General features: G+C 69.2%; 17 protein-coding genes. 10 read left to right on the top strand and 7 right to left on the bottom strand.

Annotation, left to right across the window (positions count from 1 at the left end; translation table 11 throughout):
* Positions 1 to 40 precede the first annotated feature (40 nt).
* The 3 genes from V8688_RS09280 to V8688_RS09270 all read right to left on the bottom strand — a co-directional run bounded on the left by V8688_RS09280 (position 41) and on the right by V8688_RS09270 (position 2682).
* Entirely contained in the window at positions 41 to 403 is a 363-nt protein-coding gene (locus tag V8688_RS09280; RefSeq protein WP_218717603.1) for a CrcB family protein, read from the bottom strand.
* 63 nt (positions 404 to 466) lie between these two features.
* On the bottom strand, positions 467 to 880 hold the full coding sequence (crcB, locus tag V8688_RS09275; RefSeq protein ID WP_218717604.1) for a fluoride efflux transporter CrcB: 414 nt from the start codon (positions 878 to 880) through the stop codon (positions 467 to 469).
* A 302-nt stretch (positions 881 to 1182) separates the two neighbouring features.
* Positions 1183 to 2682, bottom strand: coding sequence for an MFS transporter (locus tag V8688_RS09270; RefSeq protein WP_218717605.1), 1500 nt, complete (start codon positions 2680 to 2682; stop codon positions 1183 to 1185).
* A 132-nt stretch (positions 2683 to 2814) separates the two neighbouring features.
* On the opposite strand from V8688_RS09270, the gene V8688_RS09265 reads away from it, so the two are divergent.
* The 4 genes from V8688_RS09265 to V8688_RS09250 all read left to right on the top strand — a co-directional run bounded on the left by V8688_RS09265 (position 2815) and on the right by V8688_RS09250 (position 5863).
* On the top strand, positions 2815 to 3492 hold the full coding sequence (locus tag V8688_RS09265; RefSeq protein ID WP_316575791.1) for a helix-turn-helix domain-containing protein: 678 nt from the start codon (positions 2815 to 2817) through the stop codon (positions 3490 to 3492).
* Positions 3493 to 3552: 60 nt separating this feature from the next.
* Entirely contained in the window at positions 3553 to 4854 is a 1302-nt protein-coding gene (locus tag V8688_RS09260; RefSeq protein ID WP_316575792.1) for a D-arabinono-1,4-lactone oxidase, read from the top strand.
* Between the two features lie 131 nt (positions 4855 to 4985).
* Positions 4986 to 5399: a heat-shock protein HtpX gene (locus V8688_RS09255; RefSeq protein ID WP_218717608.1), complete on the top strand. Its 414-nt coding sequence runs from the start codon at positions 4986 to 4988 to the stop codon at positions 5397 to 5399.
* Between the two features lie 65 nt (positions 5400 to 5464).
* Positions 5465 to 5863, top strand: coding sequence for a VOC family protein (locus V8688_RS09250; protein ID WP_342800619.1), 399 nt, complete (start codon positions 5465 to 5467; stop codon positions 5861 to 5863).
* Here V8688_RS09250 and V8688_RS09245 read toward each other — a convergent pair.
* The gene (locus tag V8688_RS09245) at positions 5839 to 6327 is read right to left on the bottom strand and encodes an NUDIX hydrolase (protein ID WP_342800618.1); all 489 of its coding nucleotides are present in this window, start codon (positions 6325 to 6327) and stop codon (positions 5839 to 5841) included. The two genes, V8688_RS09250 and V8688_RS09245, sit on opposite strands and share 25 nt — an antisense overlap.
* A gap of 123 nt (positions 6328 to 6450) precedes the next feature.
* On the bottom strand, positions 6451 to 7146 hold the full coding sequence (locus V8688_RS09240; protein WP_218717611.1) for a DUF6597 domain-containing transcriptional factor: 696 nt from the start codon (positions 7144 to 7146) through the stop codon (positions 6451 to 6453).
* Positions 7147 to 7255: 109 nt separating this feature from the next.
* Between V8688_RS09240 and V8688_RS09235 the strand changes: the two genes are divergently transcribed.
* From V8688_RS09235 to V8688_RS09225, 3 genes are all read left to right on the top strand, one after another.
* Positions 7256 to 7711 carry a DUF4442 domain-containing protein gene (locus V8688_RS09235; RefSeq protein ID WP_342800617.1) on the top strand — a complete coding sequence of 152 codons (456 nt, stop codon included), beginning with the start codon at positions 7256 to 7258 and terminating at the stop codon, positions 7709 to 7711.
* A 17-nt stretch (positions 7712 to 7728) separates the two neighbouring features.
* On the top strand, positions 7729 to 8067 hold the full coding sequence (locus tag V8688_RS09230; protein ID WP_218717613.1) for a YnfA family protein: 339 nt from the start codon (positions 7729 to 7731) through the stop codon (positions 8065 to 8067).
* A 117-nt stretch (positions 8068 to 8184) separates the two neighbouring features.
* Positions 8185 to 9024 (top strand): DUF1266 domain-containing protein, encoded by an 840-nt coding sequence (locus V8688_RS09225; RefSeq protein ID WP_218717614.1) that lies wholly within the window; start codon positions 8185 to 8187, stop codon positions 9022 to 9024.
* Here the strand turns inward: V8688_RS09225 and V8688_RS09220 are convergent.
* The gene (locus V8688_RS09220; RefSeq protein ID WP_218717615.1) at positions 9002 to 9889 is read right to left on the bottom strand and encodes a hypothetical protein; all 888 of its coding nucleotides are present in this window, start codon (positions 9887 to 9889) and stop codon (positions 9002 to 9004) included. The genes V8688_RS09225 and V8688_RS09220 overlap by 23 nt on opposite strands.
* A gap of 120 nt (positions 9890 to 10009) precedes the next feature.
* Here V8688_RS09220 and V8688_RS09215 point away from each other — a divergent pair, with 120 nt between their 5' ends.
* The 3 genes from V8688_RS09215 to V8688_RS09205 all read left to right on the top strand — a co-directional run bounded on the left by V8688_RS09215 (position 10010) and on the right by V8688_RS09205 (position 11789).
* Positions 10010 to 11176 (top strand): serine hydrolase domain-containing protein, encoded by a 1167-nt coding sequence (locus V8688_RS09215; protein ID WP_342800616.1) that lies wholly within the window; start codon positions 10010 to 10012, stop codon positions 11174 to 11176.
* Positions 11173 to 11499 carry a hypothetical protein gene (locus tag V8688_RS09210; protein ID WP_342800615.1) on the top strand — a complete coding sequence of 109 codons (327 nt, stop codon included), beginning with the start codon at positions 11173 to 11175 and terminating at the stop codon, positions 11497 to 11499. Before V8688_RS09215 ends, V8688_RS09210 begins: the two co-directional genes overlap by 4 nt.
* 77 nt (positions 11500 to 11576) lie before the next feature.
* Complete coding sequence (locus V8688_RS09205) at positions 11577 to 11789, top strand: DUF5302 domain-containing protein (RefSeq protein ID WP_218717618.1); 213 nt, start codon at positions 11577 to 11579, stop codon at positions 11787 to 11789.
* A gap of 586 nt (positions 11790 to 12375) precedes the next feature.
* Here V8688_RS09205 and V8688_RS09200 read toward each other — a convergent pair.
* The gene (locus V8688_RS09200) at positions 12376 to 12921 is read right to left on the bottom strand and encodes a hypothetical protein (protein ID WP_342800614.1); all 546 of its coding nucleotides are present in this window, start codon (positions 12919 to 12921) and stop codon (positions 12376 to 12378) included.
* Positions 12922 to 12924 lie beyond the last annotated feature (3 nt).

The raw sequence follows: 12924 nt of genomic DNA, 5'->3' as shown, positions 1-12924 counted from the left end.
GTTCCCTTCCGTGTCGGCTGCGCGCGGCTGGTCATGAGGATCATGCGCACAACCACTGGGTAAGGGACGCGGCGGCGTATACCGCGGCCAGGCTCGCCGCGACACTGATCACGACGTTGCCCACGGCATACACGTAGGCGCCCTCGGTCACCAGACGGATCGTCTCGTAACCGAACGTGCTGAACGTGGTCAGCGCACCACAGCAGCCGGTTCCCGCGAAGGCGAGCAGCGTACTGCCCGCACTCGCGCCGATCAGACCGCCGAGCAACGCCGAACCGACAATGTTAACGGCAAGCGTGCCCCACGGCAGCCCAGTGGGAAAGCGCGCGGACACCGACCGATCGACCAGGTAACGCGCCGGTGCGCCGAGCATTCCGCCCGCCAGGACCAGTGCCGTCGTCATGCCCGGCCTCCCCGTCCCCGCGCCCACATCTCGATCATCGGATGGCACCTTCCGTCGTCGGATTCATGTGGTCCGCCCCGCCACCCACCTGGTCGCGCCCATGGCCACGACGACAGCGCCGAGCCCGGCGAGCATCGACAGCCCGAGATAGGCCACCGCCGTGGCCGCCGCGCCGGCGTCGATCAGTCTACGAAGCTCGAGGGCGAAGGTGGAGAAAGTCGTGAACCCGCCCAGCACACCGATTCCCAGGAACGGGCGCACCAGCTTCGGCGCCGCCCACAGTTCGGTGACCGTCACCATCAGCACACCGATGGCGAAGCAGCCGACCACGTTGACCGCCAGCGTCGACCACGGGAACTCCCCCGGCCGGACCGGCCACCACTGCGCGACGCCGAAACGCGCGGTCGCACCGAGGCCACCACCCACCGAGATCGCCGCCAGGACGGCCGGATCGAGCGCCGGGGGCCGCGATGCCATGCGCTGCCCTCCCCTGCCGATCCGATGATGGTCGTTGCTCATGGTATCGAGAAGCACCGACAGCCGGACGGGCGGTCGCCCGCAACGACGGCGCGAGCGCGGACTCGGGCAAACTTCCAGCACCCACGCGGCGGCACCCGCCGGGNGAAGCACCGACAGCCGGACGGGCGGTCGCCCGCAACGACGGCGCGAGCGCGGACTCGGGCAAACTTCCAGCACCCACGCGGCGGCACCCGCCGGGAACGCGAAACACGACGGCCCGGACCGATCTCGGTCCGGGCCGTCGTGGCGTTTCCGGCAGGTCAGTGCGCGAGCACCGGCTCGCCTTCGGCGGGCGCGGGCACCGTGTTCGGCATGAGCAGACCGATCACGATCGCGCCCAGCACGAACGTCGCTGTCGCCCACCAGAAGCTGGTGGTGTAGCTCTCGATCGCGCCCTGCGCCATGGTCAGCGGGCCCGGCTGGTGCGAGGACACGTAGTCGGTCATCGCCGAGGCCGCGATCGTGCTCAGCAGCGCGGTGCCGATGGAACCGCCGACCTGCTGGCTGGTGTTGACCATCGCCGAGGCCACGCCCGCGTCGTCGTGGTGCACACCGGCGGTCGCGCCCTGGAACGCCACCGACATCGCGCCACCGAGGCCGAGGCCCAGCAGGATCAGCGCGGGCAGGATGTGGGTGACGTAGCCGGTGTCGAGACCGATCCGGGTCAGCCACAGCATGCCCGCCGCGGCGACCAGGAAGCCGCCGCTGATGACGACCTTCGGCCCGACCTTCGGCAGCAGCAGCGAGGGCGCGGTGGTCGAGGAAGCCACCATGCCCGCGACCATCGGCAGGAACGCGACGCCGGTCATGATCGGCGAGTAGCCCAGGGTCAGCTGCATGTAGTAGGTGAGGAACAGGAAGATCGCGAACATCCCGATGCCCATGATGAACACGGTCAGGTAGGACGCGCCACGAGTGCGGTCGGCCACGATGCGCAGCGGCAGCAGCGGATGCGCGACCCGGGTCTCGATCCAGGCGAACGCGGCCAGCAGCACGGTGCCACCGATCAGGAAGGCCAGGGTCGACGGCGCGGTCCAGCCCTCGGTCTCGGCCTGCGAGAAGCCGTAGACGATGCCGAACAGCGCGGCGGTGACGGCGATCGTGCCCGGCCAGTCGAGCTTGGGCCGGGTGGTCGAGACGTGCTTGGCCAGCAACAGCACGGCACCGACCAGGGCGACCGCGGCGAAGATCAGGTTGACGTACATCGCCCAGCGCCACGACGCCCATTCGGTGAGCGCGCCGCCGAGCAGCAGGCCGATGGCGCCGCCGGCACCGGCGACCGCGCCGAAGATGCCGAAGGCCTTGGCCCGCTCACCGGGTTCGGTGAAGGTGACCGTCAGCAGCGACAGTGCGGCGGGGGCGAGCAGCGCGCCGAAGACACCCTGGCCGACACGGGCCGCGACGAGCATCTCGAAGCTGGTGGCCGCGCCACCGATGGCCGAGGCCAGCGCGAAGCCGATCAGGCCGATGATGAAGGTGTTGCGGCGGCCGAACAGGTCGCTGAGCCTGCCGCCGAGCAGCAGGAGGCTGCCGAAGGCCAGGGCGTAGCCGGTGATGACCCACTGCCGGTCACCGTCGCCGAAGCCGAGGTCGGCCTGGGCCGCGGGCAGGGCGATGTTCACGATCGTCGCGTCCAGCACGACCATCAGCTGGGCGATGCCGAGAACGGCAAGCACCCACCAGCGCAGGGCGTGGGACCCGCGGCGGCCGGTGTCCGCGGCCGCGGGACTCTTCGTCCCGGTCTCGAGTGTGGTGGTCATAACTCCCCTTGTAGGTCGGCTGGGTTCGGTGCGAGTGGCATAATCGGAGATACCGCCTCCGCTTCATTCGAAGCTACCAGATTAACGGAGAAACCACCTCCGCTTAATCCCGTCGATTGGTAGGATGTACCTGTGAATCACGCCACCACGACCGCCTCACCGCCCCGCCGACTGCGTGCCGACGCCGCCCGCAATCAGGCGCGCATCGTCGCGGCCGCGCGTGAACTATTCGCCGATCACGGCCTGGAGATCACCCTCGACGACGTCGCCGAGCGCGCCGGCGTCGGCGTCGGCACCGTCTACCGGCGCTTCGCGAACAAGAAGGAACTGATCGCCGAGGTCTTCGACCAGCACATGGTCGACTTCGCCGACGCCGCCGACGCGGCGATGAACAACCCCGATCCATGGCTGGGCCTGGTGGAGTTCTTCGAGGACGCCTGCAGGCACCTGGCGACCAACCGCGGCTTCGGCGAGGTGATGCTCGAACTCGAGGAGGACCCGGCCCGCTTCGCCGAACTGCGCGACCGGATCCGCCCCTCGGTCACCGCGATCATCGATCGCGCCCGCGACGCGGGTGCCGTGCACCCCGACGTCACCACCACCGATTTCTTCGCGCTGATCCACATGGTGAACGCCTTCGCCGAGTTCGCCGGCCCGGTGAATTCCGAAGTGTGGCAGCGCTATATGGCGATCACCCTCAATGGCGTGCGCACCGACGCGGTACCGCGCAGGCCGCTGCTCGTGGCCCCGCTGACCGATGACGAGGTCGAGCGCGCCAAGGCGGCCGGCTGCCTCGGCCGACGCCGCTGAGCAGTACTTCTTCCCGCGACGAGTAGCGCGCGTCACAGTCCATCCTCTACAGTTGGACACATGACCAAGAGCACCTGGGTGAACTGGGCGGGCGAGCAGCGCTGCTCACCCGCCGTCGTCGCCGCACCACGCGACGTCGAGGAACTGGCCGAGATCGTCACCGCGTCCGCCGCCGCGGGCCGGACCGTGCGCGTCGCGGGATCGGGCCATTCGTTCACCGATGCCGTGCTCACCGACGGCACCCTGCTCGATCTCGGCGGCCTGGACCGCGTGCTCGACGTCGACACCGCCACCGGCCGCGTCCGGGTCGAAGCGGGCCTGACCCTGCACGCGGCGAGCCCGCTGCTGCACTCGCACGGCCTGGCCTTCCCCAACCTGGGCGATATCGACACCCAGACCATCGCGGGCGCGACCGCCACCGGCACCCACGGCACCGGCGCCAAGCTGCGCAATATCTCCGCCGCGCTGCACTCGGTGCAGATCCTGCGTGCCGACGGCACCACGGTCGAGCTCGACGAGGAGACCGATCCCGACGGCTGGCGCGCGGCGCGGGTCAGCATCGGCGCGCTCGGCATCGTCACCGCGGTCACCCTGCAGCTGGAGCCGTCGTTCGTGCTCGACCTCGTCGAGCGACCGGTCCCGATCGCCGACGTGCTCGCGAATCTCGACGAATTCGCCGACGGCAGCGATCATTTCGAGTTCTTCGCCTTCGCGCACGCCGAGGTGGCGATGACCAAGTCGAGCAACCGCAGCGTCGAGCCCGAGCAGCCGCGCGGCAAGGCGGGCGCCTGGCTCAACGACGTCCTGCTCTCGAATCATCTGTACGACACCATGTGCAAACTGGGCAGACGGGTCCCCGCCACAGTCCCGGCGATCCACCGGCTCGCGACCAAGGCGGGCAGCAACAATCGCAAGATCGACCGGTCCTACCGCGTCTTCGCGACCCCGCGCCTGGTGAAGTTCAACGAGATGGAATACGCCATCCCGCGCGAGCACGCGCGGGCCGCGATCGGCGAGATCCTCGACGTGACCAAGCGATTCGGCACCCCGATGCCGATCGAGGTGCGCTGGGTGGCCCCCGACGACGCGCTGCTGTCCCCCGCCGGCGGACGCGAGACCTGCTACATCGCCGTGCACCAGTACGAGGGCATGGTGTGGGAACCGTATTTCCGCGCGTGCGAAGCGGTGTTCGACCGGTACCAGGGCAGGCCGCACTGGGGTAAGCGGCACTTCCAGACCGCCGAGACGCTGCGCACCCGCTACCCCGAATGGGACCGGTTCGCCGAGGTGCGCCGCCGGTTCGATCCCACCGGCGTGTTCGCCAACGACTACGTGAACCGGGTGCTCGGCCCGCTGAGCTGACGCGGCCGAGGCGGACATCCGCCGGACAACAGTGTCGCCGGTCGGCCCCACACCCACCGTGACGGATGGAATGATGGTCGGCGATACCCGAAGCGCCACAAGCACTTCGCCCCTGCGCCGAAAGGGCGACCATGGCCCACACTCCCAGCGTGTTGTTCGTCTGCGTCCACAATGCGGGTAGATCGCAGATGGCGGCAGGTTTCCTACGGGCGATGGCGGGCGACCGGATCGACGTCCGGACCGCGGGCAGCGACCCGGCGGCGGCGCTGAACCCCGCCGCCGTCGCGGTGATGGCCGAGATCGGCATCGACATCGCCGGGGAACGGCCCAAGCCCCTCACCGACGACGCCGTCGGCCTGTCCGATGTGGTGGTCACCATGGGCTGCGGCGAGGTGTGTCCGTACTTCCCGGGGATCAGCTACCGGGACTGGGTGCTCGCCGATCCGGCCGGGCAGCCGATCGAGGTGGTCCGCAGTATTCGCGATCACCTGCGGATCCTGATCGGCAATCTCATCGCCGAACTGGTGCCGGTGCCTGCCCGCTGAGATCGTCGGCGGCGACGTCCGATTCGTTCAAGACGACTCCCCACGACGGTGTCTACGCTGCGGATATGACTCCTCAGCTCGATGTCGTCTCGATCGTCGTCTCCGATATGGCCGCCTCGGTGGCCTTCTACCGCAAACTGGGGCTCGTGTTCCCCGAGGGCGCCGAGTCCGAGGTCCACGCCGAGGCCCACGTCGGCAATGGCCTGCGGCTGGCATTGGACACCGAACAGGTGATCGCCTCGTTCACGCCCGGCTGGCAGCCGCCGACCAGCTCCGGCCGCAGCGGCATCGCGTTCCGCTGCGCCGACCCGGCCGAGGTCGACAAGCTCTGGGCCGAACTCGTCGACGCCGGCTACCACGGTGAACTCGCGCCGTGGGACGCCGTCTGGGGCCAGCGCTACGCCACGCTCGCCGACCCCGACGGCCAGGGCATCGACCTCTACGCCCCGTTGCCCAGCGAATAGGCCGACCAGCCGCCCGGGTCGCGCCGACGCTGCTGATAGCGGCCCAGGATCTCGCGGACCTCGTCGCTGACCGGTGGTTCGCCGGTCAGCCTGGTCCACAGGTGGGTGTCGTGGTCGGCGAGCCTCACCGGCCCGGTCGCGGCGACATCGACGACGAAGGTGAACTGGCGGGTGCGCGCGCCACCACCGGACAGATAGTCGAATTCGCCCAGGTAGTCACTGATCCCGGTGACCTCGAGACCGGTCTCCTCGAAGACCTCGCGCGCCACCGCGTCGTCGAGCGACTCCCCCGGCTCCACGACCCCACTCGGCAGTTCCCAGCGACCACTCAGCGAATCCGATCGTCGGCGGCGGAGGATGAGCACCCGGTTGTGGCGGACGACGACCGCTCCGACGACAAGTCGACGGACTTCGTCTCTTTCGGCCTCGATACGGAGCGTGGAGTACACGGATACGTCGATCATCGGGTTCACATCCTCTCGTCGGTGGTTCGGACTTGCCTGGCACATACGACGGGGCGTGCCCTCTGAGCGTAACTCGCCGGTACGACCTTGCCGAATGAGACTTTCCGGGCGCGGACGGCGCGATCACCCCGCCTGCAGCGCGCGAACTGAACATCCGGCCAGGTCACGGACCTCCCGGGACAGATGCGCCTGGTCGGCGAACCCGGTGATCGCGGCGGTCTCGGCCGCCGGAACACCAGCGCGCACCGCCGCCAGCGCCCGCTGGAACCGCAGAATACGGGCCAGCGTCTTGGGTCCGTAGCCGAAAGCGGCCAGTGAGCGCCGGTGCAGCAAACGCGCGGACATCCCCGCCGCGGCCGCCGTCCGCGCCACCGACGCGCCCGCGGCGATGGAGTCGACGATCCCGGCGAGCGCCGGATCGGGCGGTGCCGTCTCGGCGGCGAATCGCAACGCGATCGATTCCAAGGCCGCAACGCGGTCGGGCGCGTTGTCCACCCGGTCGACCAGGGTGCGGACCCGGCGGCCGGGGAACAGCTCGGCGAGGTCGACCCGTCGATCGAGCAGTTCGACGGCGGGAGTGCCGAGCAGCGCGGGCGCGATACCCGGCGCGAACCGGATACCGACGAACTCCGCGGCCCTGGCGGTGGGCACGTGGACGGCGCGACTGTCCGGACCGGCCACCATCAGCGTGCCCTCGGTCCAGATCAGGTCCATGCAGCCGTCGGGGAACACCGTGACCGGGCCGCTCGGGGCGGTCACCGCGCGCGTCCAGACCACGGCCCGATCCAGCCGCGCGGCGCGTTCCCGGTACTCCGTCACGCTTCGACGGTAACCCCGGCCACCGACGAACCGCTCCGCCGCGCGCCCGCCGTCGATACCCTGACGGCGTCGGGACAGTGAGGTCCCGTTTCGCGAAAGGACGCGGCCCATGCCCGCAGACGACTTGGTCGACACCGTCAACAGCGCCATCGAGGTGGCCGTGCCCGTGGCCGCGACCATGGGCGTCCGGGCGCTCGAGGCGCGGCGCGGTTACGCCGTCACCACCGTGCCGAGCGAGGGCAACGGCAATCACTTCGGCGCCATCTACGCGGGCGTGCAGTTCACCGTCGCCGAGGTGCTCGGCGGTGCGATCACCGCGGGCAGTTTCGACACCTCGGCGTTCTATCCGCTGGTGAAGTCGTTCGACATCTCGTTCCGGGCGATGGCCCGCAGCGATCTGCGCGCGGAGGCCACCCTGAGCGAGGACGAGATCGCGCGCGTCAGCGCCGAGGCCGCGGCCAACGGCAAAGCCGATTTCGTGCTCGAGGCCGTCGTCACCGATGCCGCGGGCACCACGGTCGCCACCTCACGCGGGCTCTACCAGCTGCGAGCCTTCGGGCGCTGAACTCGTAGGGTCGCGGCATGACCGTGCTGCGCTCTGTCCTGCTGTTCCTGCTGGCCGCCGTCGCCGAGATCGGCGGCGCCTGGCTGATCTGGCAGGGTGTGCGCGAGCACCGGGGCGTGGCATGGATCGGCGCGGGCGTGCTGGCGCTCGGCCTCTACGGCTTCGTCGCGACCCTGCAACCCGACGCCCACTTCGGCCGCATCCTGGCGGCCTACGGCGGAGTGTTCGTCGCGGGATCGCTGCTGTGGGCGATGGCGCTGGACGGGTTCCGGCCCGACCGCTGGGATGTCCTCGGCGCGCTGGTCTGCCTGGTCGGGGTCGCCATCATCATGTACGTGCCGCGCGCGGCGAGCTAGGCGTGTCCCCGCGGCCGACCAGGCCTGACTGCCGCCCGGCGCGGAATCGGTCGTAAGATCTGGCGGCACAACGTTTCGGCTCGGCGGAGGGGTGGCTCCATGCAACCGGCAGGATCAGTGCAGCGGCCGCGCGTCGCGGGCTTTCCCGGCCCCGACATCGACGACGAACCCGACGTCTGGTCGGGCGCGGCGATCGACGACGACCGGATCAGAGCACTCGCCGTCGGCGCCTACTACGGGCGCAGCTGGGGCGCGTACTGCGACGGCGTCGCGTTCCTGCCCGAGGAGGACGACAGCACCTCGACCCGGCGCGAGACCGCGATCGAGGGCCTGCACGAATCGTGGGGCGTCGACAACGCCGACGACGCGCGCGACACCATCCGCAGGCTGCTCGCCGGCATGCACGCGCCGCTGTTCGAGCTGGTCCACCCGCTGGCGGTGGCCGCGGCCACCGAGGCCGGCCGGGTCGACCGCGCGGGCTTGGCCGACGAACATCGCGAATTCCTGCACACGCTCTCGGGTTTCCGCGGCTACCGCGGCCCCGCCGGCATCGACCGCGACTACGACGCCTGGCTGCAGGCCATCAAACTCGGCATCACCGAGAGCCTGCCGACGCCGCTGCAGACCGACGCCACCGCCTGGGACCTGGCGCGGCTGGTCTTCATCGCCCGCGCCGCCTGCACCGCCGGGTATCTCACCGAGGACGAGGCCTGGGAACACATGCTGACCGGCCTGGATCGCGCCCGGCAGCACTACCGCAACTGGCGTCAGTTCGGCGACGGTTTCCTCACCGGCGCCATCTTCTGGGCCGCCGCGCAGGATCTCTCGGCCGCCAGGACCCAGATCGCCGAACGCCGGCGGATGATCGCCGGACTGCACCTGCGCCCGTCGAGCCCGTGGCGGCGGGTGGCCCTGCACCGGGGCGCGCCGGTGTTCAGCCCGGCATCGCCAGCATGATGCCCACGGCCTGACGCCGGAACGGATCGTCGGCGACCATCCCCAGCTTGCGCCGCTCCACCAGCAGCTGCCATTCACCGAACAGATCGGCCGAGGACGGCAGCGACGGCGAGATCGACCCGTCGACGTGCTCGATCTCGCAGGCCAGCCGCAGCGCCTCGGCCACCCGGCCGAAATCCTCGGGCTCCCAATCCAGGAAGTCCAGGTCGCTGCCCGCGCCCGACACGCGCAGCGTCACCACCTGTCCCGGCACGGTGCGCACCTCGGCGCCGGTGAGCACGGCGACCGGGAACTCGTAGATCGCCCACGCCGAGACGAACAGCAACCGCAGCGTGGTGATCGCGACCAGTCCCGGCGCACCCTCGTGCCCCGCCTGAGCCAGTTCGAGCACGTATTCGTCCGGGCGTGCGCAGCCGTGCAGGATGTCGATCTCGCGGACCGAGTTGCCCGCGAAGCGCATTCGGCCCGCCGCGGCCGAGACGTCCGGGCGCCGCGGACCGTTCGGGCCGGGAACCGGGCGCGGCGGCACGAGATTCGGGCGCGGCGGGAACACCCGGCGCAAACTGATCAGATCGCGTTCGACCGCCCTGATCAGCACCTGCGCCTGCTCGCGTAGCCCGGTCTCGAGGAACACCGGCACCGGATGCCGGTCGGTCGCCGACCCGTTGACGCGAAACTCCGACGACCGGAAGAACAGCAGCATCGCCAACTGCTCGTCGTCGGTCGTCGCGAGCGCGATCCTGGCCAGCTCGGCCACGCCGACATCGAGCGCGGCCTCGTTGTCGGCCCGCAGCGGTGTCGTCACCAGCCTGCCGTCCGCGTATCGCACCGCGACGCGCGCACCCCACACCTCGATCACAGCCACATCCCTCCTGGCCCGCCCCGCCTCGCAGGATCCTACCGATGGGCTGTCGCGGCGGAAGGGGGCGGCGTAGATTCGACTGCGCTGCTCGGGTGAGTTTTCTTCCACGAAGGGATCGCCGTCATGAGCGTGTCACCCCGGTATCGGGGGCACCGCGGAGCGTCCGCGGTGCTCGCGTTCCTGCTCGTCCTGGCCGCCGCGGCGTGCGGGTCCGACAGCGATTCCGGGTCGTCGACCGCGCCGCCGGACAGTCCCGAGACCACGGCGATCACCGATATCGTGCGCGGCAAGGTGACCGAACTCGGTGTCAGTTCCGCCGTCTACGGCGTCTGGCGGGGTGAGGAACAGCTCGCGCTCGGCGCGTTCGGCGGCTCACCGCTGGGCGTCCCCGCGACCCCCGACATGAAAGTGCGCGTCGGCCAGCCGATGGAGCCGATGCTGTCGACCGTGCTGTGGCGCCTCGACGCCGACGGCGTGCTGAAAATGGACGAACCGATCGCCCGCTGGCTGCCCGATTTCCCCCGCGCGGACAAGATCACCCCGCGCATGCTCGCCGACAGCACCTCCGGCATCGCCGACTACGTGACCGATCCGGAGTTCCTGAAGATCTTCGCCGAGAACCCGATCCGCGAGTGGACCGCGACTCAGCTGTTCGAACGCGCCAACGCCCGTCCACCGCTGTTCGAGCCCGGCACCGACTTCGGCTACGCGCACAGTGATCTCGTCGCCCTCGGCGAGGTCTTGCAGAACGCGACCGGCAAACCCCTGGGCGAGTTGATCGCCGAGCACATCCTCATCCCGCTCGGCATGCACAACAGCAAGGTCGTGTTGAATCCCGCGATCGACGAGCCGTACCTGCACGGGTACACCAACGAACGCAACGGCTTCGAGGACTCCACCTTCTGGAACCCGACCGCCTTCCTGCACAGCGGCAACATGAACGCCCCCGTCGCCGACATCGGCCGCTGGGTCCGCGCCCTGGCCACCGGCGAACGCCTCACCCCCGACCAGTTCCAGCAGATGATGGGCCCCTCCACCGCGGGCCTCGGCCCGTTCACCCCCGAGAAGTACTTCGCCTTCGGCGTGGTCCACCTCGCCGACTGGCTCTACATGAACCCCGCCTACGGCGGCTACGACGGCATCGCCCTCCACGACACCAAGACCCAGACCACGATCATCGTCTACACCACCCACGGCCCCACCTCCCCCGCCACCAACAACGCCATCCCCATCGGCACCGCACTGGCCACCCACCTCGTCCCCGACCGCCCACCCGCGATTCCCGGATGACCGCCTCGCCCTCAGCCACCGATCCGGACGAACCTCGGAGCGATCACCGTCCCACACCAGCGGATGGACCGTTCACTCTGAACGTCGACGACGAGATCTTCACCGTCACGATCTCGCCGGACGGTCGCTCGGGTTATGCCTGGGACTCCGGCCCCAACCCCGGCTACGGATTCGACGGCTTCGCACCGCGGTTCACCCACCCGCCCGACGGCTATCGGCCGAGTGCCGAGCCGATCCGATTCCCGACGTTCGAGGAGCACCGCCGGTCCATCCGCACTTTCCTCGACCAGGTCGACCCATCGACCGGCTACATCGAAGAATGAGCCGAGTCCCACCGAGGAACGGCGGGCGTTGCGCGGCCGGGGATTCGAAGATCACCCGGAGGTGGCAGGCTGTGCTGATGGCCGACGAACTAGAACCCGCCACCGAACACTCCGGTGGCGAAGCAACCGAGTCGCAGGAAGATGCGACCAAGCGGAAGTTCCGCGAAGCACTCGAGCGAAAGAACGGAAAGGCCGGCGTCGGCGGGGCCGCGCACAACGCCGCCAAGGTCCGCGGCACCCAGTCCGCGGCAGGTGGCAAGCGCACCTTCCGCCGCCGCGCGGGCGGCTAGCCGATACGACAAAGCCCCTCACCTGGATGCCAGGTGAGGGGCCTCGAGTGGAGCTGCCGGGAAGTTACTCGAAACACGTCGACCTCCTGCGAAGCCTTTGCGAGCTGGGCGAACGACTGCACGCATGCGGATCACGGAGTTCAACGGATCCGGAGCCTCGAACCTCCAGGGGCGCGAAGAAGCACTTGAAGCCCGAGGAAGTCGCCGAGATTGTGGCCAAGTACGAGGCCGGCGCGTCCATGACTCAGCTGATGGTCGAGCATCAGATGGCGAAGCGGACCGTAGCGAGAACGCTGCGAGAAGCTGGCGTCGCCATCAGAGCGGCAGGCGGACAGCGAGGTCGGCAACCCCGATCGCCGGAAGGGGACGGAACGACCACCTCCAACGGATACACTGCGTAAGCCTCACCGACGGTTCGCAGCCATGGGTCAACAGCCACGCCGTTAGATGGGCGTTCGAAAACCCCGATCTGGAGAATGCTTGCCAGCAACAGCGGGCGCAGGACTCACCTCCACCTCGGTAGCACAAGATCCCAAGCCTTCAAAAAGCATTCACCGCATATCCGCGAAACTGCGCAGCCCTCCCCTTACCGGGTCAGCTTCTCGGCGAGTAAAATTGTGAACCGGATCGTGTTCGCCAACTGCTCGTCAGTCATGGATTCAGCGGGCGACTGGCCGATGTCGAATCCCGCCACGTGGTCGTTGAGGTAGACCTCGACTCTCACCTCGGACACTTCCTGCGCGCCCGGGCGCCGGTCGTAGACCCAGGTCGGATAGCCATACCCGTCGACCTGCCTGTAACCTTGCCCGGTCTTCACATTGGCATTGTCCGTGCGAACCCTCTCGCGTTCTGCCGGTGGCAGTTTGCTGTCTTTGTCCTCGAACAAGGACGCCGCCATGCCCCCGCTGCCTGGCCAATCGAAGGTGCACGTCCTGTGACCCACGCCGCCTTTCTCCATCTTGAATCTCGGATCCTGGGTCCCACCGGTAACACCGGCTATATGGAGTTCGTTCACGAGGTAGTCGTTCCACGGAATGCACAGCTGCGACAGGGCCGTAGCGGTTGCTGGCTCCTCATCTGCAGAGCAGCCAGCGGTCAGTCCCACCGTCAGCGCAACTGCGAGGGCAGACACAGC

It is taken from the genome of Nocardia sp. No.11, from assembly GCF_038752175.1.
Lineage (GTDB): Bacteria > Actinomycetota > Actinomycetes > Mycobacteriales > Mycobacteriaceae > Nocardia > Nocardia canadensis.
Note: the sequence above shows the minus strand (reverse complement) of the source record. Positions and strands in the feature narration are given on the sequence as shown.